Raw genomic sequence first — 23,072 nt, 5'->3', positions numbered from 1 at the left:
GGTCACCGCGGTGTTCCGATGAGCTGGCGCGTCGTCGACCGATCGCGACGTCCCGTGACGTTCCGCGATCGGCACGACCTCGGGCGTGTCGCGGCCTTCCTCACACACGGCCCGCTCGGCGCGTCTGCGGGCCTCATCCGCGGTCATCGGCTCTCCTGGGACCCGTGCCGCCGCGTTCCCCCTACGACAACCTGGTGCACCCCCGCACGGTCAAGAAGCCGCCGCCACAGGTGGCCGCCGAACGCGACCTCGTCGTCGAGGACCCCAGCTCGGGGTTCGTCGGCGCCGTCGTGCGCTGCGAGAAGGACGTCGTCCACCTCGAGGACCGGTTCGGGAAGGTCCGCACCTACCCGCTCGGCCCCGGCTTCTGGGTCGACGGCCGTCCGGTGGTGCTCGTGCGCCCGACGCCGAAGGGCCCGGTGACGCCGACCCGCAGCGCCTCGGGCTCGACCTACGTGGCCGGTGCGCGCGCCCGCGTCGCCCGCGAGGGCCGCATCTACGTCGAGGGCAAGCACGACGCCGAGCTGGTCGAGAAGGTGTGGGGCCACGACCTGCGCATCGAGGGCGTCGTCGTGGAGCCGCTGCACGGCGTCGACGACCTGCCCGGCATCGTCCGCGAGTTCCGTCCCGGGCAGGGCCGGCGGCTCGGCGTGCTGGTCGACCACCTGGTGCGCGGGTCGAAGGAGTCGCGGATCGCCGAGCAGGTGACCGGGCAGCACGCGCTCGTCGTCGGCCACCCGTTCGTCGACGTCTGGCAGGCGGTCAAGCCCTCCGTCGTCGGCATCCGCGCCTGGCCGGAGGTCCCGAGGGGCGAGGACTGGAAGACCGGCGTCTGCCGCCGCCTGGACTGGGAGGACGACACCGGCTACGTGTGGGCCCAGCGCATCCTGGCCCGCGTGCGGACCTGGACCGACCTCGAGCCCGCGCTGATCGGCCGCGTCGAGGAGCTCATCGACTTCGTCACGACGGACTGAGGAAGGACCCTCCTGCCCCCCACCGCTCGCAGGCTCGCGGCGGGCCCCTGCAGGAGGGCCGCGAGCGGTGGGGGCAGGCGAGGGATCAGCCGGGCACGTAGTCGAACGTGTCCGGGTCGGGGCCGGTGCGCTCGCCGCGGTCGAGGCCGGTGACGGTGGCCATCTGGCCCTCGTCGAGCTCGAAGTCGAACAGCGCGAAGTTCTCCTCGACCCGCGCGCGGGTCACCGACTTCGGGAAGACGACGTCGCCGCGCTGCACGTGCCACCGCAGCACGACCTGGGCGGGCGTGCGGTCCAGCTTCTCCGCGATCGCGACGATCGCCGGGTCGTCGAGGACCTTGCCCTGCGCGATCGGCGACCAGGCCTCGGTGACGATCTCGTGCTCGGCGTCGAAGGCGCGGACCTCGTCGTTGGTGAGGTAGGGGTGCACCTCGATCTGGTTGACCGCCGGGCGCACCTCGGTCTCGCCGAACAGCCGGCGCAGGTGGTGCGGGTTGAAGTTGGAGACGCCGACCGCGCGGCACTTCCCCCCGGCGTAGATCTCCTCCATGGCCTTCCACGTCTCGACGTAGTCGACGTCGATGGTCGGCAGCGGCCAGTGGATCAGGAACAGGTCCAGGTAGTCGAAGCCGAGGTCGTCGAGCGTCTGGTCGAAGGCCTTCAGGGCGTCCCCGCGGCGGTGGAAGCCGTTGTTGAGCTTGCTGGTGACGAAGACCTCGGACCGGTCGATGCCCGACTCGCGGACGGCCTGGCCGACCTCCTTCTCGTTGCCGTACATCTCGGCGGTGTCGATGTGCCGGTAGCCGACCTCGAGTGCGGTGCGGACCGCCTCGACGGTCCGGTCCGGCGGGACCTGGTAGACGCCGAACCCCAACTGGGGGATCTCGACGCCGTTGTTGAGTCGGATCGCGGGCACGGTGGCCACGGGGGCTCCTCTCGCTGATGACGGTTGCGGCGCCGCGCACTCGCGTGGGCACGGAACACCGGCCCCCCGCCTACCCGGCAGCCCGGCGCTCAACCCGTGTCAGAAGTAGTCGAGCAGGCCGACCGGCGGCCCGGAGGCGAGCAGGTCCAGCGCGGACGGGTCGTCCGGGCCGGTCACGAGCCCGGCCAGCGCCGCGGCCCGGCCGCTGGTGACGCCGCAGTACAGCTGGGCGAACCCGCGCACCGCCAGGACGAGCCCCGGCTCGCGGTCCGCGCGGCGCAGCTCCCCGGCGCCGTCGGCGAGCTCGAGCTCCCAGGGACCGGCGTTGCCGGGCACGAGGGGGTCGAGCAGCGTGAACGCCACCCGTCCGCGGACGTGCCCGGGCCAGCCGCGGTCGGCGACCGCGCGGACCACGTCGACCGGTCGGTGCATGAACGCCACCCCGGGACCGGCCGGCGAGCGCTCCAGCGGCAGCGCCCCGGCGATCGCGTCGCCGGCGAGCAGGGGCAGGCGGACGGTGCGGGTCACGGTCCGCCACCCGGCCAGCACCCCGACCAGCGCCCGCGCGGCGTCGGCGGTGACCGCCACCGCGTCGTGGACGGTGAGCAGCGCCTCGGGGCCGTAGCCGCGCCCGCGCCCGTACACGAGGGCCCCGGTCGGGACGCCGTCCTGCTCGACCACCGTGAGCCCGTCCACCCCGTCGGGCCAGGGGCCCTCGTGCGGCAGGTCGAAGACGCCCCCGCGCCGGGTGAGCAGCCCGGTGCGCGGGCGGGCGAGGGTCTCGTACAGCCCGTCGACGACGGGCAGGTCGGCCGGCCCGCCGGGCCGCACCTGCACGCCCGGCACGGGCGCGGACGGCAGCGAGGCGGTGTCCAGGTCCACCCGCTGCAGGGCGCCCACGACCTCCCACCCGAGGTTCCGGTACACCGCCGACACGGTCGGGAACAGCGCGCTGACCGCGGCACCGCGCTCGTGACCGCGGGCGAGCAGGTCGGTGAGCAGCGCGCGGGCCACCCCCGCGCCCCGGTACTCGGGCAGGACAGCGACGCCGCCGACGTCCACCGTGGCCACCTCCCGGCCGCCCCACCACTGCCGGTGACCGGTGTCGGTGGCCTTGCCGACCAGCCGGCCGCGGGCGTCGAACGCGCCCAGCCGCACCAGCCCCTCGACCGGCCGCAGCACCCACTCCGGCGCAGCGGCCGGCCCGCCGAAGGCCAGGCGGCCCAGCTCCCAGGCGGCGGGGAGCTCGTCGTCGGCCAGCGGCCGCACGGTGACGCTCACGCCGCCACCGGCTCGAGCGCCGGGCGGCGCAGCAGCGGCGCGCCGAGCAGCGCGAGCCCGGCCGCGCCGGCCGCGGCCAGCGCGGGGACGGCGAAGGCCGCCCGGGCGCCCCACGCGTCCACCGCCGCGCCGGCCAGCGCCGAGCCGGCGGTGACGCCCAGCGTCAGGCCGGTGTTGGTCCAGGCCAGCGCCTCGGTGAGCGCCGCCCGCGGCACCCGGGACTCGGCCAGCGACGTCCCGGACACCAGCACCGGCGCGACGGCGAGCCCGGCGAGGAACCCGGCGCCGACCAGCAGCGGCAGCGAGGCCACCGCCCACAGCCCCTGCGCGGCCAGGCCGAAGAAGACCGCCGTCGCGAGGAACCGGGTGGCCAGCGTGCCGCGCAGCCGCGCCACCCCGTAGGCGAGCCCGGCGACCAGGCTGCCGCCGGCGTAGAGCGCGAGCGCCAGCCCGGCCAGCGCGGGCGCGCCCTGCTCCTCGGCGAAGCCCACGACGACGACGTCCATCGCGCCGAACACGGTCCCCACGCCCAGGTAGGTCGCGCAGACCAGCAGCACCGCCGCGTTCAGCGCGGCCGGCCGGTGCCGCCCGCCGGCGGACGGCGCGGGCGTCGCGGTGGGCTCGGTGGCGCGCTGCCGCGCCAGCCACAGCCCGCCGACGGTGCCCAGCACGATGCCGGTGGTGAAGCCGGCGGCCGGGGCGACCATCGTGCCGAGCACGGTCACCAGCGGCGGGCCGACGACGAAGACGACCTCGTCGACGACGGACTCGAAGGCGAAGGCGGTCTGCCGGCGCTCGGCGTCCTCCAGCGCGGCCGCCCACCGGGCGCGGACCAGCGCGCCGATGTTGGGCAGGCTCGCCCCGGTCAGCCCGGCGAGGGCGAACCACGCCCAGCGCGGCCCGTCGGCGACGACGACGCCGACGAACGCCAGCCCGGTGGCGAGGTAGGCGGCCATCGCCGCCTGCAGGACCCGCCCCTGGCCGCGGCGGTCCATGGCGCGGGCCCACTGCGGCCCGCCGACCGCGGCCGCGAGGGCGAGGGTCCCGGAGACGGCGCCGGCCAGGCCGTAGCTGCCGGACTCGCCCTCGACCAGCAGCACCGCGCCCAGGCCGAGCATCGGCAGCGGGAGCCGCGCGACCCACCCGGCGAGGGAGAACCAGACGGCTCCGGGGACGGTGAACAGGCGGCCGTAGGGGCCGAACAGCGTGCGGGGTGACACGGGCTCTTCTCGCGCTTCCTGGCCACAGGCGAGTGCGGGACTGCCCGCCGGACTCTCGGGTGGCGCCCCGACCGTAACAACGGGCACCGACGTCGTCGTCCCGGTTTCCGCCTGCCCGCCCGCCGGCAACCCGGCTGCAACCTCGGCCTCCGCACCAGCGGCCCGGGCCCGGCGATCGGCTCCGCGGATGCGGGGGCCGGCCGGTTCCTGTCGCGGGACGGGGGACGTGATCGCCGTTGCGCACTACATTCGCCAGCGTGAGTGCGACCCCGCTCCCCGACCCCTGGACCCGTCCGGCCGACGGCGTCCCGGGCACCGGCGGGCTGGTCGACCGGCACGGCCGGGTCGCCACCGACCTGCGGGTCTCGCTCACCGACCGCTGCAACCTGCGCTGCACCTACTGCATGCCGCCCGAGGGGCTGCAGTGGCTGCCCAAGGTCGAGCAGCTCACCGACGACGAGGTCGTCCGGCTGGTCCGCATCGGCGTCGAGCAGCTGGGCGTCCGCGAGGTCCGCTTCACCGGTGGCGAGCCGCTGCTGCGCCCGGGCCTGGTCGGCATCGTCGAGGCCACGACGGCACTCGCGCCGCGCCCGGAGGTCAGCCTCACCACCAACGGCATCGGGCTGGCCCGCGTCGCCCCCGCGCTCGCCGCGGCGGGGCTGGACCGGATCAACGTCAGCCTCGACACCCTCGACCGCGAGCGGTTCAAGGCCCTCACCCACCGCGACCGGCTCGACGACGTCCTGGCCGGGCTGCAGGCCGCCCAGGACGCCGGGCTCACCCCGGTCAAGGTCAACGCGGTCCTGCTGCGCGGCATGAACGAGGCCGACGCCGTCCCGCTGCTCGACTTCTGCCTCGAGCGCGGCTACCAGCTGCGGTTCATCGAGCAGATGCCGCTCGACGCGCACCACGCCTGGACCCGCAGCGAGATGGTCACCGCGGAGGACGTCCTCGAGCGGCTCTCGGCCGCACACGACCTCACGCCCGACACCGAGGAGCGCGGCTCGGCGCCGGCCGAGCGGTGGCTGGTCGACGGCGGCCCGGCCACCGTCGGCGTGATCGCCTCGGTCACCCGCTCCTTCTGCGGCACCTGCGACCGCACCCGGCTCACCGCCGACGGCCAGGTCCGCAACTGCCTGTTCGCCCGCGAGGAGTCCGACCTGCGGACGGCGATGCGCGAGGGCGCCACCGACGCCGAGCTCGCCGACCGCTGGCGGATCGCCACCCTGGCCAAGCTGCCCGGCCACGGCATCGACGACCCGAGCTTCCTGCAGCCGTCCCGGCCGATGTCGGCCATCGGCGGCTGAGATGGTGACCGTCCGCTACTTCGCCGGCGCCCGCGCCGCGGCCGGCGTGGACACCGAGACCTGCGAGGCCGGCACGCTCCAGGAGCTGGTCGGCCGGATCGTCGACGCCCACGGCGAGCGCCTCGAACGGGTGCTCACCGCCTGCTCCTTCCTGGTCGACGGAACGCAGACGCGCGACCGCGCGTTGGAGCTGTCGCCCGGGGCGGTCGTGGACGTGCTGCCCCCCTTCGCCGGAGGATGACCGCCCCCTCGTGAGCCAGCCTCACCATACGAGCCGTCCCCTGCCCTCCCCCGCCACCGAGGTCGCTCCGTGATCGAGTGGCTGCTGGTCCTCGTCGGCGTCCTGCTGGTCCTCGCCTGCGCCGGCTTCGTGGCCTTCGAGTTCGCGCTGGTGACCGTCGACCGGGCCACCGTCGAGCGCGAGACCGAGGCCGGCGTCCGCGGGTCGGCGGGCGTCCTCGCCGCGCTGCGGACGCTGTCGACCCAGCTCTCCGGCGCCCAGCTCGGCATCACCGTCACCAACCTGGCCATCGGCTTCGTCGCCGAGCCCTCCATCGCCGCGCTGCTGCGCGGGCCGCTGGAGTCGGCCGGCCTGTCCGGCGCCGCGGCCCGGTCGGTGTCGATCACCCTCGCCCTGGTCCTGGCCACCGTGTTGACCATGGTGTTCGGCGAGCTGGTGCCCAAGAACGTGGCGATCAGCCAGCCGCTGCACACCGCCCGCGCCGTCGCCGGCTTCCAGCGCGGCTTCACGAAGGCGACGTCGCTGGTCATCCGGTTCCTCAACGGCTGGGCCAACGCGATGCTGCGCCGGCTGTTCGGCGTGGAGCCACAGGAGGAGCTGGCCTCGGCCCGCTCGCCGGAGGAGCTGACCTCGCTGGTCCGCCGCTCGGGCCGGCAGGGCACCCTGCCCGCCGAGACCGCGGTGATGCTCGAGCGCGGGCTGGCCTTCGGCGAGCTGCGCGCCAGCGACGCGGCCACGCCGCGCACCCGCATGACCACCGTCCCCGCCGACGCCCCCGTGGCCGAGGTGCTCACCGCCGCGCGCGACTCGGGGCACTCCCGGTTCCCGGTGGTCGCCGACGGCGGCGTCGACGACGTCGTCGGGATGGTCCACGTGAAACACGCCCTCGCCGTCGCCCGCGACCGGCGGGCCGACACCCCGGTCTCGGCGGTCATGCTGCCGCCGCTGTTCGTCCCCACCTCCCGGCGGCTGGACGACCTGCTCGGCGACCTGCGCCGCGGCGGGCTGCAGATGGCCGTCGTCGTCGACGAGTACGGCGGCACCGACGGCGTGGTGACCGTCGAGGACCTCGTGGAGGAGATCGTCGGCGACCTCACCGACGAGCACGACCAGGAGACCGGCGACGACGTCGTCGACCGCGGCGACGGCACCTGGTCGGTGTCCGGGCTGCTGCGGCCCGACGAGGTGGCCGCCGCGACCGGCCTGGCCGTGCCCGCCGACCGGCACTGGGAGACCCTCGGCGGCCTGGTGCTGCACGTGCTCGGCCGGATCCCCGAGGTCGGGGACCGGATCGAGGCGCGGCCCGCCCTGCCGCCGGAGCTGGCCGCCGAGGCCGAGGGGCTCCCGGCCGGCGTGTGGGTGCAGGTCGAGCGGGTCGACGGCACCCGCGTCGAGCGGGCCGTCGTCGGCGGCCTGCCGGCCACCACCGGCGACGACGAGGAGGACGACCGTGGGTGACTGGGTCGGCGTGCTGGTCGCCGTCGTGCTGCTGCTCGCCAACGCGTTCTTCGTCGGCGCGGAGTTCGCGCTCATCTCCGCGCGCCGCTCCTCGATCGAGCCGCTGGCCGAGGCGGGCTCCCGCCGCGCCCGCACCACGCTGGCCGCGATGGAGCGCGTGTCGCTGATGATGGCCGGCGCGCAGCTGGGCATCACCGTCTGCTCGCTGGGGCTGGGCGCCATCGGCGAGCCCGCGGTGGCGCACCTGCTCGAGCCGGTGTTCGAGGCGCTGTCGGTGCCCGAGGCGCTGGTGCACCCGATCTCGTTCGTGATCGCGTTGACCGTCGTCGTCGCGCTGCACGTGGTGATCGGCGAGATGGTGCCGAAGAACCTGGCGCTGGCCGGCCCCGACCGGGCCGCGCTGGTCCTCGCCCCGCTGCTGTCCGGCGTGGTCACGGTGCTCAAGCCGGTGATCGTCTCGCTCAACGCGCTGGCCAACGGGGTGCTGCGGCTGCTGCGCGTCCAGCCCAGGGACGAGGTGACCAGCGCCTTCACCCGCGACGAGGTCGCCGGCCTGATCGACGAGTCCCGCGCCGGCGGCCTGCTCGACGAGCGCGGCCACGAGCTGCTCACCGGCGCGCTGCAGCTGGAGGAGCGCGACACCCGCTCGGTGCTCATCCCGCGGGCCGCGCTGACCGTCGTCGCGCCGGACGACGACGTCGCCGCCGTGGAGCGCGCCGCGGCCGCCACCGGCTTCTCCCGCTTCCCGGTGGCCGTCGGCGACCGGCTGCTCGGCTACGTCCACGTCAAGGACGTGCTGGCCGCCGACGGCGCGCCGGAGCCGCGGGTCAAGGACATCACCCGGCCGCTGCCCCGGGTGGCCGCCGAGGACGACCTGCGCCGCACGCTGGGCGTCATGCAGGCCGGTCGCGCCCAGTTCGCCGCGGTCACCGAGGGCGGCCGCGTCGCCGGCGTCGTCGCGCTCGAGGACATCCTGGAGGAGCTCGTCGGCGAGATCCGGGATGCTGCACACCGGGACTCCGCACACCGGAACGCCGAGAGGACGGGAGCGCGATGAGCTTCATCGAGAAGGCGAAGGCCAAGGCCGAGGAGCTGCTCGGGCGGGCCGAGGAGGTCTACGGCCAGTCGCACGGCGACGCCGCCGCGCAGGTGGCCGGCGAGGCCCACCGGCTGGAGGGCGAGGCGGAGCTGGAGGAGGAGCGCGCCGAGGAGGCCGCGCACAGGCGCACCCGCCCGACCGACGAGGGCGGCTCCACCGCCGGCTGAGCGGGAGCACCGTCCGGCGCCCCGTCCGCCGGCCCGTGCGTCTTGACCGGTGTCCGCCCCCGGGCGAAGCATGGCGGCCAGCGGGGGCGGACCCGGATGGGGGCTACCCATGACGACGACACGGCTGCGCCCCGAGCTGGACGACCTCCGTGCCCGCGTGTCGGGCACCGTGGTCGGGGAGCACGACCCCGGCTACGACGAGGCCCGCGCGGTGTGGAACGGCATGATCGACCGTCGTCCCTGGGCCGTGGTGCGGGCCGCCGGCGTGGAGGACGTCGCGCCCACCATCGGCTACGCCCGGGAGCACGCCCTCGACCTGGCCGTGCGCGGAGGGGGGCACAACGTCGCCGGCACCAGCAGCGTGGACGGCGGGGTCGTGCTCGACCTCGGCGGCCTGCACGCCGTGTCGGTCGACCCGGCGGCGGGGACCGTGCGCGTCGAGGCGGGCGCCACGCTGGCCCACGTCGACGCGGCCACGGAGCCGCACGGGCTCGTCGTGCCGGTCGGCGTCGTGTCCGGTACCGGCATCGCGGGGCTCACCCTCGGCGGAGGGGTGGGCTGGCTGACCCGGCCGTACGGGCTGGCCGCCGACAACCTGGTGTCCGTCGAGCTGGTCACCGCCGACGGGCAGCGGATCACGGCCGGCGACACCGAGCACCCCGACCTCTTCTGGGCGCTCCACGGCGGTGGCGGCAACTTCGGCGTGGTCACCTCCTTCACCTTCCGGGCCCGGCCGCTCGGACCGCGGGTGTTCGCCGGCAACTTCCTCTACCGGCAGGACCGCTGGCCCCAGGCGTGGGCCGCGATGGAGAGGTGGACGCGCGACCTGCCGGACGAGATGACGGCGATCTCGACGTCGTTGACCCCGCCGCCCGTCGCGGGGCTGGGCGACGAGCCGCTCCTGCTGGTCGGGTTCGCGTGGGCCTCGGCCGACCACGCGGCCGGGGAGGCCCACGCCGAGCGGCTGCGCGCGCTCGCCCCGCCGGACGAGGAGGAGCTCGGCGCGGTGCGGTGGGTCGAGTGGCAGTCCGCGTTCGACGCCCTGTTCCCCGACGGCGTCCGGGCCTACTGGCGCAACACCTCGTTCGACCGGCTCGACGCCGCGGTGGCCGACGTGCTGGTCCGCCGCGCGTCGGAGCAGACCTGGACCGGCACCGCCTTCGACGTCCACCACCTCGGCGGTGCGTTCGGACGCGTGCCCGAGGAGGCGACGCCGTTCCCCAACCGGGCCGCCCGGTTCTGGCTCAACGTCTACGGGTTCTGGAGCGACCCGGCCGACGACGACGCCCGGACCGCGTTCGTCCGGGGCCTGGCCACGGACATGGAGCCGTTCGCCACCGGGGGCCAGTACGTCAACTTCCAGGGCGCCGAGCCGGCGGGGCACCGCGGGTTCGACCCGCGCAGGGTCTTCGGTGCGGCCAAGTACCGGCGGCTCGTCGACGTGAAGCGGCGCTACGACCCCGGGAACCTCTTCCACGTCAACCACAACATCCCGCCGGGCTGAGCCCCGGCCCGGGCACTCGGCCGTCCGGCACGGCGCCGTCCGGCAGCGGGGTGGCGGGGGTCCTCAGCTCCCGAGACGCAGGGCGACCAGCGCGACGTCGTCCTCGGGCCGGCCGTGCACGAGCCGCTCGATCACCTCGTCGCACAGCTCGTCGAGCGGCCGCCCGGCGAGCTCGGTGACGGCCCCGGTCAGCCGGGCCAGCCCGGCGTCGAGGTCGAGGCCGCGCCGCTCGACCAGCCCGTCGGTGAACAGCAGCACCGTGGAGCCGGGCTCGAGGACCACGGCGCTCTCGCCGCGGGCGCCGGCCGGGTCGACGCCGAGCAGCAGGTCGCCGGGGGGCGGGGGCAGCTCGACCGGCCGGCCCGACGGGTCGAGCACCAGCGGCGGCAGGTGGCCGGCGCTGGACCAGCACATCCGCGTCGCCGCGCCCTCTCCCGGCAGCCGCTCGAAACGGGCGACGGCGGCGGTGGCGTAGGTGTCCACGCCGAGGGTGGCCATCGCCTCGTCCAGCCCGCGCAGCACCTCGGCGGGGCCGGCGTCGCTGTAGGCGGCGATGCCGCGCAGCAGCGAGCGCAGCTGCCCCATAGCGGCCGCCGCGGCGGTGTCGTGCCCGACGACGTCGCCGATGACCAGCGTCGTCGCCCCGCCGGGCTGGACGAAGGCGTCGTACCAGTCGCCGCCGACCCGCGCCGCCTCCGCCGCCGGGGTGTACCGCACCTCGACCGCCCCGAGCCCGGACCCGCGCGGGTCGGTGAGCAGACTGCGCTGCAGCGCCTCGGCGAGCTGGTGCTGGCGGGCGAACAGCCGGACGTTGTCCAGCGCCAGGCCCACCCGGCCCGCGACCTCGCGGGCGGTGAGCGGGTCCACCCGGGCGGCGCTGCGGCTCTCGGCGGCGAGGAAGGTCAGCGCGCCGATCACCCGGTCCCGGCCGGGCAGCGGGACGGCGAGCACGGCGGGCGCGCCCAGCCCGCGGTAGAGCCGGGCGGCCTCCTCGTCCTCGATCGCGGCGAGCACCGCGGCGCCGTCGGAGGCCACCGTCTCCCCCGCCAGCGCGCGGACCACCGGGGCGGCGGCGGGCATCCCGGGCAGCCGGACGGCGGCGTAGCGGGCCAGCAGCTCGCGGCGGGCGGGGTCGCCGTGCCAGGACCCGAGGTCGCGGGGGCGGCCGTCGTCGTCGAGGACGGTGAGCAGGCAGGCCTCGCCCAGCTCCGGCACGACCAGCCGCGGGATCCGGCGGACCGCCTCGGCGAGCTCCAGCGTGCCGGTCAGCTCGGAGCCGACGCGGGCCAGCAGCGCGAGCCGGTCCTGCGCGGTCCGGCGGGCGGTGACCTCGGAGAAGTACAGGGCCAGGCCGGTCGGCAGCGGGACGGCGCGCACCTCGAACCAGCCGTCGAGCGGCTCGGGGTGGTAGGCCTCGACGCTCCGCGGGGTGCCGGTGGCCATCGCCTCGCGGTAGACCCGGCCGAACTCGTCGTCCCGGTGGGCGGGGAAGGACGCCCAGAAGCAGCTGCCCACGAGCTGCTCCCGCGTCCGGCCGACCACGGCCTCGCCGTGGACGTTGACGTAGGTGACCCGCCAGTCGGCGTCGACGGCGATGTAGCCCAGGGGCATCGCCTCGAGGACGGGGTCGCGCTCCGGCGCGGGCACGGGCACCTCGCTGTCGTCCGGCCGCTGTGCGCGGGCACACCAGGGCAAGCCCCACCCCACCCTTGGAGTGGGCATCGTTGTGCCACGCGCGTCCCGGCCGGTCAAGCAGCCGGGCCGCACCGGTACCGGGACGCGACCTGCCTCAGGGGCAGGCGACCCACTCCTCGTCGCCGTCGGTGAAGACCTGGCGCTTCCAGATCGGCAGCCGCTTCTTCACCTCGTCGACGAGCTCGGCGCAGGCGGTGAAGGCCTCCCCGCGGTGGGCCGAGCTGACCGCGCAGGCCAGCGCGACGTCGCCGATGCCCAGCAGGCCGACCCGGTGGGAGACGGCGACCGCGCGGATCCCCGGGCGGGCGGCGAACTCCTCGGCGAGCTCGGTGATGACCTGCGCGGCGGTGGGGTGGCCGACGTACTCCAGCTCGGTCACCGACCGGCCGCCGTCGGTGTCCCGGACGACACCGGAGAAGGAGACGACGGCGCCGGCACCCGCGTCGGCCACGGCCTGCTCGTGCTCGGCGACCGACAGCGGCTCGTCGACGACCCGGGCGATCACGGCGCCGAAGCTACCCCGCCCGGCGGCACGTCGAGGTCCCCCGGGTCCGCCAGGCCCGTGCAGTCGACCTCGGTGACCGGGTGCGCGGCCAGGTAGCGGCGGGCGCCCTCGTCACCGGTCGCCGTCGCCGCCACCCCGGCCCAGTGGTCGCGCCCCAGCAGCACCGGGTGCCCGCGGACGCCGTCGTAGGCGGCGACCGCCAGCGCGCCGGGGTGCGCGTGCGCGGCGACGGCGCGCAGCGCCTCCGGCGTCATCCCCGGCACGTCCACCAGCGTGACCAGGGCGGCGTCGACCCTCCCGGGCCAGCCGCGCAGGCCGTCGAGGCCGGTGCGCAGGCTCGAGGCCATGCCGGTCTCCCAGTCGCGGTTGGCCAGCACGGTCGCGCCGGTGAGGTCGGCAGTCCGCCACACGTCGACCGCACGGGCACCCAGGACGACGAGCACCGGGTCGCACACCGCGCGGGCCGTGCGCACCGCCCGCTCGACCAGCAGGCTGCCGCCGTACTCGACCAGCGCCTTGGGCATGCCGTAGCGCCGCCCCCCGCCCGCGGCGAGGACCAGCCCGGCGACCGTCGTCATGACCCCAGCCTGTCAGCGCGTCCGGTCTCAGCGCGCGTAGACGGCGACCTCGGAGGCCTTGACCACCGCCCACACCGGCGACCCCGGCGCCAGCCCGAGCTCGGCGAAGGCGGTCGCGGTGACGTCGGCGACCAGCGGCACCTCGCCGTCGAGCTCGCAGCGCACCGTGGCGCCGTGCGGCGTCGCCCCGGCCACCCGCGCCGGCCAGACGTTGCGGGGGCTGCCCTCGGGCCGGACCGGGTAGAGCGCCACCGACTCCGGGCGGACGGCGACGAACACCGGCCCCGCGGTCTCCTCGGCCACCGCCACCACGCCACCGCCGTCGAGGCGCACCGTCGTCCCCTCCCCCGTGCCCGGCAGCAGGGACAGCCCGACCAGCCGCGCGACGTAGTCGGTGCGGGGGTGCCGGCTGACGTCGGAGGGCGTCCCGGCCTGCACCACCCGGCCGTCCTCGACCACCACGACCCGGTCGGCCAGCGCCATGGCGTCCACCGGGTCGTGGGTGACCAGCACGGTGCTGCCCGCGTAGTCGGCCAGGTGCCGGCGCAGCTCCGCGCGGACGGCGAGCCGGGTGCGGGCGTCCAGCGCCGACAGCGGCTCGTCGAGCAGCAGCAGCGCCGGGTCCCCGACCAGCGCGCGGGCCAGGGCCGCCCGCTGCGCCTGCCCGCCGGACAGCTGCGCGGGCCGCCGGTCGGCGAGGCCGGCCAGGCCCACCCGCTCGGTCCACGCGGCCGCGGCGCGGCGCGCGTCGGCCTTCGACGCCCCGCGGGTGCGCGGCCCGAAGGCCACGTTGTCCAGGACGGAGAGGTGCGGGAAGAGCAGGTGGTCCTGGAACACCATCCCGAGCGGGCGCCGGTGCGCGGGCAGCTGCACGCCGGCGTCGACGTCGTCCCACACGGTCCCGTCGACGGCCACCCGCCCGCCGTCGGGCGGCAGCAGGCCGGCCAGCACCCGCAGGAGCGTGGACTTGCCGGCGCCGTTGGGCCCGAGGACGGCGAGCACCTCGCCGTCGGGCACGTCGAGGGCGACGTCGACGGTCACCGGGCCGCGGCGGACGCGGACCTGCGCCTCCAGGGTCACGGGGCCACCCCCGTGCGCCCCAGCCAGCGGTCGCGCAGGAGCAGCAGGGTGGCCACCGAGACGGCCAGCAGCACCAGGGACAGCACGATCGCCGCGTCCGGGTCGCGCTGCAGGGCGAGGTAGACCGCGAGCGGCATCGTCTGCGTCGTCCCGGGGAAGTTGCCGGCGAAGGTGATCGTGGCGCCGAACTCGCCCAGCGCCCGCGCCCAGCACAGCACCGCGCCGGCGGCGACGCCCGGCGCCACCAGCGGCAGGGTGACCCGGCGGAAGGTGGTCCAGCGGTCGGCACCGAGGGTGGCCGCGGCGTCCTCGAACCGGGCGTCGGCGGCCCGCAGCGCCCCCTCGACGCTCACCACGAGGAACGGCATCGCCACGAACGTCTCGGCGACGACCACCGCGGTGGTGGTGAACGGGACGGTGATCCCCGTGGTCTCGGCGAGCCAGCGCCCGACCAGCCCCTGGCGGCCCAGCACGAGGAACAGCGCGACGCCGCCCACCACCGGCGGGAGCACCAGCGGCACGGTCACCAGCGCGCGCAGCACCGCCCGCCCGCGGGCGCGGGATCGGGCCAGCACCCAGGCCAGCGGCACGCCGAGGACGACGGAGACCAGCGTGGCCAGCGTCGCGGAGACCAGCGACAGCCGCAGCGCCTGCCCGACGCCCGGCTCGCTGAGCAGCGCGGGCACCTGCGGCCACGGCGCGCGGACGACCAGCGCGACCAGGGGCAGGACGAGGAAGGCGACGGCGAGCGCGGCGGGGACGAGCAGGGGCGCCGGCGTGCGGGCGGGCCTCACGGCGCCCGGAAGCCCGCGTCCCCGAGCGCGCGCTGCCCCTCCTCGGACAGGACCAGGTCGACGAAGGCCCGCGCCGCCTCCGGGTTGGGGGCGCCGGTCAGCGTGCACAGCGGGTAGTCGTTGACCGCGTCCTCCGCCTCGGGGAAGGGGACGGCCTCGACGGCGTCCCCGGCGGCGACGACGTCGGTGGCGTAGACCAGCGCGGCGTCGACCTCGCCGAGCTCCACCTTGGTCAGCGCGGCGCGGACGTCCTCCTCCTGCGTGTCCGGGCGGGGCGTCACGCCCGCGGCGGCGAAGACGTCCTCCGACGCCGCGCCGCAGGGCACCTCGGGTGCGCAGACGGCGAGGGTGAGCTCCTCGCGGGCGAAGTCGGCCAGGCCGGTGACGCCGGCCGGGTTGCCCGCGGGGACGGCGATCTGCAGGACGTTGGCGGTGAACACGGTGGGGTCGCCGTCGGCGAGGCCGGCGTCGGTGACCACCGACATCTGGGTGCCGTTGGCCGAGGCGAAGACGTCGGCCGGGGCGCCCTGGGTCAGCTGGGTGGCCAGCGCCGAGCTGCCGGCGAAGTTGAACTGCACGGTCAGGCCGTCGCTCCGCTCCTCCAGCCGCTGCCCGAGGTCGGTGAAGACGTCGGTGAGCGAGGCGGCGGCGAAGACGGTGAGCGTGCCGGTGGGGCCGTCGCCGTCCCCGGCCGCGCTCGCGCCGGCCCCTCCCCCGCACCCGGCGGCGCCGAGCGCCACCGCGACCAGCGCCGCACCGATCCCACGTCCCCGCATGCGCGGGACAGTAGCCCCTCCGGATCCGCAGGTGCGGACCTCCTACGGGACGTCGACGCTCACCTGCGTGGCCTTGACCGTGGCGACGGCGCGGACGCCGACCTCGAGGCCCAGCTCGTCGGCCGCCTCGCGGGACATGAGCGAGACCAGCCGGAACGGCCCGGCCTGGATCTCCACCTGCGCCATCACCGTGTCGCGCAGGACCCGGGTGACGATGCCGGCCAGCCGGTTGCGCGCCGAGGAGCCGCGGGTGGTGCCCGGCTCGGGCGCCTCGTGCAGCTCGGTGGCCAGGCGGGCGAGGTCGGCGCCGTCGACGTGCGCGGGGCCGCCGCCCTCGCGCGACGCCGGCAGCCGGCCGCCGTCGATCCACCGGCGCACGGTGTCGTCGCTGACCCCGAGCAGCGCCGCGGCCTCGGCGATCCGGTAGCTCGCGCTCACGCCGGGGACCCTACGTGCGCGGCGTGTGCACGCACCGCCGTCCACGGCCCCCGGCCACCGCGGTCCGTGCACACGCCGCGTCCCCCGGGAGACGCCGACACCCCGGCCTCCGTTTGCCGATCGCGGCGTCCGGGCAGCGGCAGCCGGTGTCACGCACCCCCAGCGACAACCCCGCCGGCGGCTCGGCCTCGGTCCGCACCCGCCGGCTGCGCGAGGTCTCCCGCGACGTCCTCGGCTTCGAGGAGTTCCGTCCCGGCCAGGAGCGGGCCATGCAGGCCGTGCTGTCCGGCCGGGACACGCTGGCGGTGCTCCCGTCCGGCGCCGGCAAGAGCGCGGTCTACCAGGTCGCCGGGCAGCTGCTCGACGGCCCGGTCGTCATCGTCTCGCCGCTGATCGCCCTGCAGCGCGACCAGGTGGAGCGGCTGCAGGAGCTCGGCGACGACGCCGGCCGCGCCGCCCAGCTCAACTCCAGCCTGTCCGCCGGCGACCAGCGCGCCGCCCTCGAGGGCCTGGCCGACGGGACGGTCCGCTTCCTCTTCCTCGCTCCCGAGCAGCTGACCAAGCCCGAGGTGGTCGACGCGGTCCGCGGGGCCGGCGTGGCGCTGTTCGTCGTCGACGAGGCGCACTGCGTCTCGGCCTGGGGGCACGACTTCCGCCCCGACTACCTGCGGCTGGGGCAGGTGGTCGAGCAGCTGGACCACCCCACGGTGCTCGCCATGACCGCCACCGCGGCCCCGCCGGTGCGCGCCGAGATCGTCGAGCGGCTGGCGATGCGCGACCCCGAGGTCGTCGTCGCCGGGTTCGACCGGCCGGAGATCCGGCTCGAGGTCGACCACCACGCCGACGCCACCGCCAAGCGGAACGCGGTCCTCGACCGCACGACCGCCGAGGTCGAGGCCGGCCGCGGCCCCGGCATCGTCTACAGCGCCACCCGCAAGGGCACCCTCGAGGTCGCGGAGGCGCTCACCGAGCGCGGGCTGCGGGCGCGGCCGTACCACGCGGGCCTCAGGAAGAGCGAGCGCGAGGACACCCAGCGCGCGTGGATGGAGGACGAGCTCGACGTCGTCGTCGCCACCACGGCGTTCGGGATGGGCATCGACAAGCCCGGCACCCGGTTCGTCGTCCACGCCGAGCCCGCCGACTCGATCGACAGCTACTACCAGGAGATCGGCCGGGCCGGCCGCGACGGTGAGCCCGCGCTCGCGGTGCTGGTCTACCGGCAGGAGGACCTCGGCCTGCGCCGCTTCTTCGCCGCCGGCGCCCCCGCCGAGGAGGAGCTGCAGCAGGTCGCCGGGCTGGTCGCCGCCGCGCCCGCCGCCGGCGTCGAGGACGGCGTCGACGTCAAGCAGCTGCGCGAGGAGACCGGCCGCGGCGCCACACCGCTGGCCCGCGACCTCAACCTGCTGGAGCAGGTGTCCGCCGTCGTCCTCGACGAGGAGGGCGCCGCGCACCCCGCCGAGGGCGCGCCGGCCCCCGGCGAGGCGGCCGCCGCCGCGCGCGAGCTCGCCGAGCACCACGAGCGGGTCGACCAGAGCCGCGTCGAGATGATGCGCGGCTACGCCGAGACCACCGAGTGCCGCCGGCAGTACCTGCTCGGCTACTTCGGCGAGCAGCTCGAGGAGCCCTGCGGCAACTGCGACAACTGCTCGGCCGGCACCTCCCGCGAGCAGCCGTCCGGCGGTGACGCCGACACCCCGTTCGCCCCCGAGACCCCCGTGACGCACACCGAGTGGGGCCCCGGCGTGGTCATGCGGGTGGAGGACGACCGCGTCGTCGTCCTGTTCGAGGAGGTCGGCTACAAGACCCTGGCGCTCAAGGCCGTCGAGGCGAACGACCTGCTGCAGGTGCGGGGGGCCGGCGGCTGACCGGACACCTCATCGGGTGCTCACCCTGCGGGAGCGCCCGGGGAAGTCGATGATCAAGGCCGGATCGCCGGGCGCGTCGCCCGGTGCGGGAGGAGAGCGCACGTGAAGGTCCTCGGCATCAACGCCATCTACCACGACCCGGCGGCGGCCCTCGTCGTCGACGGGAAGGTCGTGGCCGCGGCCGAGGAGGAACGCTTCAGCCGGCGCAAGCACGGCAAGCGCCCGCTGCCGTGGAGCGCCTGGGAGCTGCCCGAGCTGTCGGCCGCGTGGTGCCTGGAGCACGCGGGCATCCGCCCCGAGGAGCTCGACGCCGTCGCCTACTCCTTCGACCCCGCCCTCATGGGCACGCCGGAGGACTCCGGCCTGTTCGACGACGGCGACACCATGCGCAAGAGGTACGCCGAGATGGCGCCGGACTTCCTCGCGCACGCCCTCCCCGGCCTGGACCCCGCGAAGGTCCGCTTCGTCAAGCACCACGTCGCGCACGCGGCGTCGGCCGGCAAGGCCGCGCCGCAGCGCGACAACGCCGTCCTGGTGCTCGACGGCCGCGGCGAGGCGCACAGCCACCTCGCCGGCCGCTACGTCGACGGGCAGCTGGAGATCCTGGCGGGGCAGTCGCTGCCGCACTCGCTGGGCCTCATGTACGAGGAGCTCACCGACCACCTGGGCTTCCTGCGCAGCTCCGACGAGTTCAAGGTCATGGCGATGGCCTCCTACGGCAAGCCGCGCTTCCTCGGCGAGCTGTCCGAGCTCATCCGCGCCACCGGCGACGGCGGCTTCCGCACCGAGAGGATCGACTTCTCCGAGTTCGCGCCGCGCCTGGGCAAGGACGAGCGGTGGACCGAGGACCACGCCGACCTCGCCGCCAGCGTGCAGACGCGGCTGGAGGAGGTGCTGGTCGACCTCGCCCGCTGGGTGCACGAGCAGACCGGCGAGAAGACGCTCACGATGGCCGGTGGCACCGCGCTCAACTGCGTGGCCAACACCCGCATCCTCGCCGAGAGCCCGTTCGAGCAGGTGTGGGTGCAGCCGGCCGCCGGTGACGCCGGCACGGCCCTCGGCGCCGCCCTGCACGTCGCCGCCGAGCTCGGCGAGCGCACCGAGCCGATGCCCGGCGCGGCGCTGGGCCGCGGCTGGAGCGACGACGAGATCGAGCGCCGGCTGCAGACCGCCGCCGTCGACTACGAGCGTCCCGACGACGTCGCCGAGGCCGTCGCCGAGGTGCTCGCCGACAACGGGATCGTGGCCTGGTTCCAGGGCCGCAGCGAGTACGGCCCGCGGGCGCTCGGCCACCGCTCCCTGCTCGCCCACCCCGGCTTCGAGGCCAACCTCGAGCGGATGAACGACGTCAAGGGCCGCGAGCAGTTCCGCCCCGTGGCGCCGATGGTGCTGCTGGAGAAGGCGCCGGAGATCTTCGGCCGCGGGCCGATCCCCTCCCCGTACATGCTCTTCGTGCACGACGTCGCCCCGGAGTGGAAGGACCGCATCCCCACGGTCACCCACGTCGACGGCACCGCCCGCATCCAGACCATCGACCCGGAGACCGAGCCGCTGGTGCACCGGATGATCTCGGCGTTCGAGCGGCGCACCGGGCTGCCGGTGGTGGTGAACACCAGCCTGAACACCGCGGGGCGGCCGATGGTCGACGACCCGCGCGACGCCCTGGAGTGCTTCGGCTCGGCCCCGGTCGACCTGCTGGCCATCGGCCCGTTCGTCGTCCGCCGGACGAGGCGGACGCCCCGCCCCTGACCCCTCCTCCGCAGGGCCCCGCGCCGCCGGCGCGGGGCCCTGCGCGTTCCCCCGCGCCTCCACCGGGTGACCGGTGAACCGGGTCGGCCGCGGCGTCCGAAGACCGGTACACCGCCTGCCGCGACGGTGACGATCCGGCAACGGCCCTCCGCTGGACGGGGGGCTCCCGTTACCGACCGTCACGCCGGGGTAGGCGACACCCCGAGCCCGCCAGGACGGCGGCGACCTCGTCCACACACGGAGGAACCAGATGGCCACCACGGGAAACACCGGCGCTCGGCCGGGCATGGCCTGGCCCCAGACACTCGCCCTCGCCTTCGGCGTCGTCTACCTGCTCGTCGGCATCGTCGGCTTCTTCATCACCGGCTTCGACGGCTTCGCCAGCAACCGCACCGACGGCAACACGGACACGCTGCTCGTGTTCATGATCAACCCGCTGCACAACGTCGTGCACATCGTGATCGGCCTGGCCGGCGTCCTGCTGTCCCGCACGCTGGCCGGCGCCCGAACCTACGGCTGGCTGCTCGCCGTCGGCTACGGCGCGGCGTTCGTCTACGGCCTGATCGCGATCAACCAGGACTGGGACTTCCTCAACGTCAACGCCGCGGACAACGTCCTGCACGTCGCCACCGCCGTGGTGGGACTGGTGATCGCGCTCGGCCCGGTCAACACGCTCGCCCGCTCCTCGCGCCCCTAGGCGACGGGCCCCGTCCTCCCGGGACGGGGACCACCGGGAGCCGGGCACCCGCCACGCGGTGGGTGCCCGGCTCCCGCCGTCCCCGGCTCCCGACGTCCCCGGCTCCCGACGGCGCGCGACCCCGGTGCGACGCCGGTCACGCGGCGGGCTACCTTCCGACGCATGGACTTCGCCCTCTCCGCCCGAGCCGAGGACGTCTGCGGCCGGATGTGGGACTTCATGCGTGAGCAGGTCTTCCCCGCCGAGCCCGTGTACGAGGCGTGGCGCGCCGAGCGCGGCCACGACAACCACGAGCACCCGCCGGTGCTCGAGGACCTCAAGAAGGAGGCCCGCGCCCGCGGCCTCTGGAACCTCTTCCACCACGAGCTCGGGGGGCTGACCAACCTCGAGTACGCGTCGGTCGCCGAGATCATGGGCTGGTCGCCCACGATCGCCCCCGAGGTGACCAACTGCGGTGCCCCGGACACCGGCAACATGGAGACGCTGATGATGTTCGGGACGCCCGAGCAGAAGCAGCGCTGGCTCGAGCCGCTGCTCGAGGGCGAGATCCGCTCGGCCTTCGCGATGACCGAGCCCGACGTCGCCTCCTCCGACGCCCGCAACATCCAGACGTCGATCGTCCGCGACGGCGACGAGTACGTGATCAACGGCCGCAAGTGGTGGACCAGCGGCGCCGCCGACGAGCGCTGCCAGATCTTCATCCTCATGGGCAAGACCGACCCCGAGGGCGCCCCGCACCGGCAGCAGTCGATGGTCCTCGTGCCGCGCGACACCCCGGGTCTGGAGATCATCCGGCACCTGCCGGTGTTCGGGTACCAGGACCAGCACGGCCACTCCGAGATGCGGCTGACCGACGTCCGGGTCCCGGTGAGCAACATCCTCGCCGGCGAGGGCGACGGCTTCATGATCGCCCAGGCGCGGCTGGGCCCCGGCCGCATCCACCACTGCATGCGCGCCCTGGGCATGGCCGAGCGGGCGCTGGCGCTCATGGTCGACCGCGCGCAGAAGCGGGTCGCCTTCGGCCGGCCGCTGGCCGAGCAGGGCACCGTCCGCGAGACCATCGCCCGCTCGCGCATGGAGATCGACCAGGCCCGGCTGCTGGTGCTGCGCACCGCCGACCTGATCGACAAGTACGGCGCCAAGGGCGCCCGCACCGAGATCGCCGCCATCAAGGTGATCGCGCCGAACGTCGCCTGCGACGTCATCGACCGGGCCATCCAGGTGCACGGCGGCGCCGGCGTCAGCAACGACACCGTGCTCGCGCGCTTCTACGCCTCGGCCCGCACGCTGCGCATCGCCGACGGCCCGGACGCGGTGCACCTGCGGTCGGTGGCCAAGGAGGAGCTCGCCCGCGAGCGTCCGTACGTGGGCTGAGGACAGCGGAACGCCGGACGGGCCGGCACCCCGGTGGGGTGCCGGCCCGTCGCACGTCCGGGCTCAGCTCACGGGGACAGCGTCGTCCCGAAGCCCCCGGCGGCCAGCTTCGCGAGCAACTGGGTGCGGTCCAGGCCGACGCCGGACAGCGCGTCGGCGTCGCGGTCGGTGTCGATCTCGTCGGGCAACCGGCTCTCCACCGCGTCCGCGGTGGAGTGGTCGCCCTCGGTGCGCAGGATCTCGAGCAGGTGCCGCTTCTCCAGTTTCACGTGCGTCCTCCGTCCTGGGGCCCGCTGGGTCCCCCGGAGTGTGGTGCCGGTCACCCGGCGCCGCAACGTCAGCGGACCGAGCGGGACCGCCGCAGGAGGAAGCCGCCGACGGCGAGCAGGACGACGCCCACGAACAGCTGGGCGACGCCGACGCCGCCCCGGTCGCTGGCGAACCACGTCGGCGAGGAGAGCAGCAGCACCACCCCGATGCCGAGGACGAGCAGCGCCACCAGCCGCTCCCGCCGCGCCGTCGTCCCGCCGTCCCCGGGCCGTGCCGGTCCGCCGCCCATGTCGCCTCCGTTCCCGCCGGTCCCCGGACCGGCTCCCCGCCCGAGCCAACCAGACGCCGCGGCACTGGACAGGCAAGCGTGCGCTTGCGTATCGTCCGGCCGTGGGCGACGTGTTCAGGGCCCTCGCTGATCCGACCCGGCGCGCACTGCTCGACGAGCTGCAGGACCGGGACGGCCAGACGCTGTTCGAGCTGTGCACCCGGCTGATCCAGCGGCACGGGGTGGGCTCGTCGCGCCAGGCCGTCTCCCAGCACCTCGAGGTCCTCGAGCAGGCGGGCCTGGTCCGGACCCGGCGGGAGGGTCGCTACAAGTTCCACCACCTGGACACCGCACCGCTGCGCGCCATCGTCGAGAGGTGGCGGCTGGACACGGAGGAGGGCCCGTGCGGATCACCCTGACCAGCGTGCTGGTCGACGACCAGGAGAAGGCGCTGCGCTTCTACACCGAGGTGCTCGGCTTCGTGAAGAAGACCGAGGTGCCGCTCGGCGAGCACCGCTGGCTGACCGTCGTCTCGCCCGAGGCGCCCGACGGCGTGGAGCTGGTCCTCGAGCCCGACGCCCACCCGGCGGCGCAGTCGTGGAAGAAGGCGCTCATGGCCGACGGCATCCCCTACAACTCCTTCACCGTGGCCGACGTGCACGCCGAGACCGAGCGGCTCAAGGCCCTCGGCGTGCGGTTCACCCAGGAGCCGCTGCAGATGGGCCCGGTGACCACCGCCGTCCTCGACGACACCTGCGGCAACCTCCTCCAGATCGCCAGCGCCCCGGCGACCTGACGGCGGCCCCG

The 23,072-nt window shown here is 75.6% G+C and carries 25 protein-coding genes and 1 pseudogene; 13 read left to right on the top strand and 13 right to left on the bottom strand.

The features are described 5' to 3' along the window. Positions 1 to 164 precede the first annotated feature (164 nt). Positions 165 to 974 carry a DUF3097 domain-containing protein gene (locus ACI8AK_RS06300; RefSeq protein WP_456955533.1) on the top strand — a complete coding sequence of 270 codons (810 nt, stop codon included), beginning with the start codon at positions 165 to 167 and terminating at the stop codon, positions 972 to 974. A gap of 85 nt (positions 975 to 1,059) precedes the next feature. Here ACI8AK_RS06300 and ACI8AK_RS06295 read toward each other — a convergent pair whose 3' ends face one another. From ACI8AK_RS06295 to ACI8AK_RS06285, 3 genes are all read right to left on the bottom strand, one after another. Continuing rightward, positions 1,060 to 1,899, bottom strand: coding sequence for an aldo/keto reductase (locus tag ACI8AK_RS06295; RefSeq protein WP_387991706.1), 840 nt, complete (start codon positions 1,897 to 1,899; stop codon positions 1,060 to 1,062). A 99-nt stretch (positions 1,900 to 1,998) separates the two neighbouring features. Further along, positions 1,999 to 3,180, bottom strand: a complete 1,182-nt coding sequence (locus ACI8AK_RS06290; RefSeq protein ID WP_456955531.1) for a GNAT family N-acetyltransferase — start codon at positions 3,178 to 3,180, stop codon at positions 1,999 to 2,001. Continuing rightward, a complete protein-coding gene (locus tag ACI8AK_RS06285) occupies positions 3,177 to 4,400 on the bottom strand; it encodes an MFS transporter (protein WP_456902907.1) in 1,224 nt (407 codons plus the stop codon). Before ACI8AK_RS06285 ends, ACI8AK_RS06290 begins: the two co-directional genes overlap by 4 nt. 257 nt (positions 4,401 to 4,657) lie before the next feature. On the opposite strand from ACI8AK_RS06285, the gene moaA reads away from it, so the two are divergent. The 6 genes from moaA to ACI8AK_RS06255 all read left to right on the top strand — a co-directional run bounded on the left by moaA (position 4,658) and on the right by ACI8AK_RS06255 (position 10,176). Continuing rightward, positions 4,658 to 5,707 (top strand): GTP 3',8-cyclase MoaA, encoded by a 1,050-nt coding sequence (gene moaA, locus ACI8AK_RS06280; protein ID WP_456955529.1) that lies wholly within the window; start codon positions 4,658 to 4,660, stop codon positions 5,705 to 5,707. Between the two features lies 1 nt (position 5,708). Beyond that, a complete protein-coding gene (locus ACI8AK_RS06275) occupies positions 5,709 to 5,948 on the top strand; it encodes a MoaD/ThiS family protein (RefSeq protein ID WP_387991718.1) in 240 nt (79 codons plus the stop codon). Between the two features lie 69 nt (positions 5,949 to 6,017). Continuing rightward, complete coding sequence (locus ACI8AK_RS06270) at positions 6,018 to 7,406, top strand: hemolysin family protein (RefSeq protein WP_387991720.1); 1,389 nt, start codon at positions 6,018 to 6,020, stop codon at positions 7,404 to 7,406. Continuing rightward, positions 7,399 to 8,463 (top strand): hemolysin family protein, encoded by a 1,065-nt coding sequence (locus ACI8AK_RS06265; protein ID WP_456955527.1) that lies wholly within the window; start codon positions 7,399 to 7,401, stop codon positions 8,461 to 8,463. Before ACI8AK_RS06270 ends, ACI8AK_RS06265 begins: the two co-directional genes overlap by 8 nt. Beyond that, a complete protein-coding gene (locus ACI8AK_RS06260) occupies positions 8,460 to 8,672 on the top strand; it encodes a hypothetical protein (RefSeq protein WP_387991726.1) in 213 nt (70 codons plus the stop codon). Before ACI8AK_RS06265 ends, ACI8AK_RS06260 begins: the two co-directional genes overlap by 4 nt. A gap of 109 nt (positions 8,673 to 8,781) precedes the next feature. Next, positions 8,782 to 10,176 (top strand): FAD-binding oxidoreductase, encoded by a 1,395-nt coding sequence (locus ACI8AK_RS06255; RefSeq protein ID WP_456902911.1) that lies wholly within the window; start codon positions 8,782 to 8,784, stop codon positions 10,174 to 10,176. Positions 10,177 to 10,239: 63 nt separating this feature from the next. On the opposite strand, the gene ACI8AK_RS06250 is transcribed toward ACI8AK_RS06255, so the two are convergent. The 8 genes and pseudogenes from ACI8AK_RS06250 to ACI8AK_RS06215 form a co-directional block, all read right to left on the bottom strand. Next, complete coding sequence (locus tag ACI8AK_RS06250) at positions 10,240 to 11,823, bottom strand: SpoIIE family protein phosphatase (protein ID WP_456902912.1); 1,584 nt, start codon at positions 11,821 to 11,823, stop codon at positions 10,240 to 10,242. A 142-nt stretch (positions 11,824 to 11,965) separates the two neighbouring features. After that, complete coding sequence (locus tag ACI8AK_RS06245; RefSeq protein WP_387991735.1) at positions 11,966 to 12,376, bottom strand: molybdenum cofactor biosynthesis protein MoaE; 411 nt, start codon at positions 12,374 to 12,376, stop codon at positions 11,966 to 11,968. Beyond that, the gene (locus ACI8AK_RS06240; protein ID WP_387991738.1) at positions 12,373 to 12,954 is read right to left on the bottom strand and encodes a nucleotidyltransferase family protein; all 582 of its coding nucleotides are present in this window, start codon (positions 12,952 to 12,954) and stop codon (positions 12,373 to 12,375) included. Before ACI8AK_RS06240 ends, ACI8AK_RS06245 begins: the two co-directional genes overlap by 4 nt. A 27-nt stretch (positions 12,955 to 12,981) precedes the next feature. Further along, positions 12,982 to 13,437, bottom strand: a complete 456-nt coding sequence (locus ACI8AK_RS06235) for a TOBE domain-containing protein (protein ID WP_456955610.1) — start codon at positions 13,435 to 13,437, stop codon at positions 12,982 to 12,984. Positions 13,438 to 13,557: 120 nt separating this feature from the next. After that, a pseudogene (locus ACI8AK_RS06230) lies at positions 13,558 to 14,076 on the bottom strand (ATP-binding cassette domain-containing protein); the annotation flags it as partial. Next, the gene (locus tag ACI8AK_RS06225) at positions 14,031 to 14,828 is read right to left on the bottom strand and encodes an ABC transporter permease (RefSeq protein ID WP_456955525.1); all 798 of its coding nucleotides are present in this window, start codon (positions 14,826 to 14,828) and stop codon (positions 14,031 to 14,033) included. The gene ACI8AK_RS06225 and the pseudogene ACI8AK_RS06230, both read right to left, overlap by 46 nt. Continuing rightward, positions 14,825 to 15,604 (bottom strand): molybdate ABC transporter substrate-binding protein, encoded by a 780-nt coding sequence (modA, locus tag ACI8AK_RS06220; RefSeq protein WP_387991747.1) that lies wholly within the window; start codon positions 15,602 to 15,604, stop codon positions 14,825 to 14,827. Before modA ends, ACI8AK_RS06225 begins: the two co-directional genes overlap by 4 nt. Positions 15,605 to 15,646: 42 nt before the next feature. Continuing rightward, positions 15,647 to 16,042, bottom strand: a complete 396-nt coding sequence (locus tag ACI8AK_RS06215; protein ID WP_387991750.1) for a TOBE domain-containing protein — start codon at positions 16,040 to 16,042, stop codon at positions 15,647 to 15,649. A 146-nt stretch (positions 16,043 to 16,188) separates the two neighbouring features. On the opposite strand from ACI8AK_RS06215, the gene ACI8AK_RS06210 reads away from it, so the two are divergent. The 4 genes from ACI8AK_RS06210 (at position 16,189) to ACI8AK_RS06195 (ending at position 21,727) form a co-directional block, all read left to right on the top strand. Further along, the gene (locus ACI8AK_RS06210; protein WP_387991752.1) at positions 16,189 to 17,907 is read left to right on the top strand and encodes a RecQ family ATP-dependent DNA helicase; all 1,719 of its coding nucleotides are present in this window, start codon (positions 16,189 to 16,191) and stop codon (positions 17,905 to 17,907) included. Between the two features lie 102 nt (positions 17,908 to 18,009). Then, positions 18,010 to 19,656 (top strand): carbamoyltransferase family protein, encoded by a 1,647-nt coding sequence (locus ACI8AK_RS06205; protein ID WP_387991754.1) that lies wholly within the window; start codon positions 18,010 to 18,012, stop codon positions 19,654 to 19,656. A 250-nt stretch (positions 19,657 to 19,906) separates the two neighbouring features. Beyond that, complete coding sequence (locus ACI8AK_RS06200; protein ID WP_387991757.1) at positions 19,907 to 20,353, top strand: DUF4383 domain-containing protein; 447 nt, start codon at positions 19,907 to 19,909, stop codon at positions 20,351 to 20,353. 162 nt (positions 20,354 to 20,515) lie between these two features. Continuing rightward, positions 20,516 to 21,727 carry an acyl-CoA dehydrogenase family protein gene (locus ACI8AK_RS06195; RefSeq protein WP_387991760.1) on the top strand — a complete coding sequence of 404 codons (1,212 nt, stop codon included), beginning with the start codon at positions 20,516 to 20,518 and terminating at the stop codon, positions 21,725 to 21,727. A 68-nt stretch (positions 21,728 to 21,795) separates the two neighbouring features. Here the strand turns inward: ACI8AK_RS06195 and ACI8AK_RS06190 are convergent, their stop codons facing one another. Next, positions 21,796 to 21,996, bottom strand: a complete 201-nt coding sequence (locus tag ACI8AK_RS06190) for a hypothetical protein (RefSeq protein ID WP_387991763.1) — start codon at positions 21,994 to 21,996, stop codon at positions 21,796 to 21,798. A gap of 68 nt (positions 21,997 to 22,064) precedes the next feature. Then, entirely contained in the window at positions 22,065 to 22,286 is a 222-nt protein-coding gene (locus ACI8AK_RS06185) for a hypothetical protein (protein ID WP_387991766.1), read from the bottom strand. Between the two features lie 101 nt (positions 22,287 to 22,387). Here ACI8AK_RS06185 and ACI8AK_RS06180 point away from each other — a divergent pair, with 101 nt between their 5' ends. Beyond that, positions 22,388 to 22,684, top strand: a complete 297-nt coding sequence (locus tag ACI8AK_RS06180; protein WP_456902916.1) for an ArsR/SmtB family transcription factor — start codon at positions 22,388 to 22,390, stop codon at positions 22,682 to 22,684. Further along, positions 22,669 to 23,061, top strand: a complete 393-nt coding sequence (locus ACI8AK_RS06175) for a VOC family protein (RefSeq protein ID WP_456950231.1) — start codon at positions 22,669 to 22,671, stop codon at positions 23,059 to 23,061. Before ACI8AK_RS06180 ends, ACI8AK_RS06175 begins: the two co-directional genes overlap by 16 nt. Positions 23,062 to 23,072 lie beyond the last annotated feature (11 nt).

The sequence above is a fragment of the Geodermatophilus sp. SYSU D00867 genome (assembly GCF_054050315.1).
This window is presented reverse-complemented; position numbering and strand designations above follow the sequence as displayed.

Coding starts and splice junctions, on each gene's coding strand:
- ACI8AK_RS06275 (WP_387991718.1), top strand. CDS start 5,709: ATGGTGACCGTCCGCTACTTCGCCGGCGCCCGCGCCGCGGCCGGCGTG.
- ACI8AK_RS06260 (WP_387991726.1), top strand. CDS start 8,460: ATGAGCTTCATCGAGAAGGCGAAGGCCAAGGCCGAGGAGCTGCTCGGG.
- ACI8AK_RS06255 (WP_456902911.1), top strand. CDS start 8,782: ATGACGACGACACGGCTGCGCCCCGAGCTGGACGACCTCCGTGCCCGC.
- ACI8AK_RS06240 (WP_387991738.1), bottom strand. CDS start 12,954: ATGACGACGGTCGCCGGGCTGGTCCTCGCCGCGGGCGGGGGGCGGCGC.
- ACI8AK_RS06235 (WP_456955610.1), bottom strand. CDS start 13,437: ATGGCGCTGGCCGACCGGGTCGTGGTGGTCGAGGACGGCCGGGTGGTG.
- modA (WP_387991747.1), bottom strand. CDS start 15,604: ATGCGGGGACGTGGGATCGGTGCGGCGCTGGTCGCGGTGGCGCTCGGC.
- ACI8AK_RS06200 (WP_387991757.1), top strand. CDS start 19,907: ATGGCCACCACGGGAAACACCGGCGCTCGGCCGGGCATGGCCTGGCCC.
- ACI8AK_RS06195 (WP_387991760.1), top strand. CDS start 20,516: ATGGACTTCGCCCTCTCCGCCCGAGCCGAGGACGTCTGCGGCCGGATG.
- ACI8AK_RS06185 (WP_387991766.1), bottom strand. CDS start 22,286: ATGGGCGGCGGACCGGCACGGCCCGGGGACGGCGGGACGACGGCGCGG.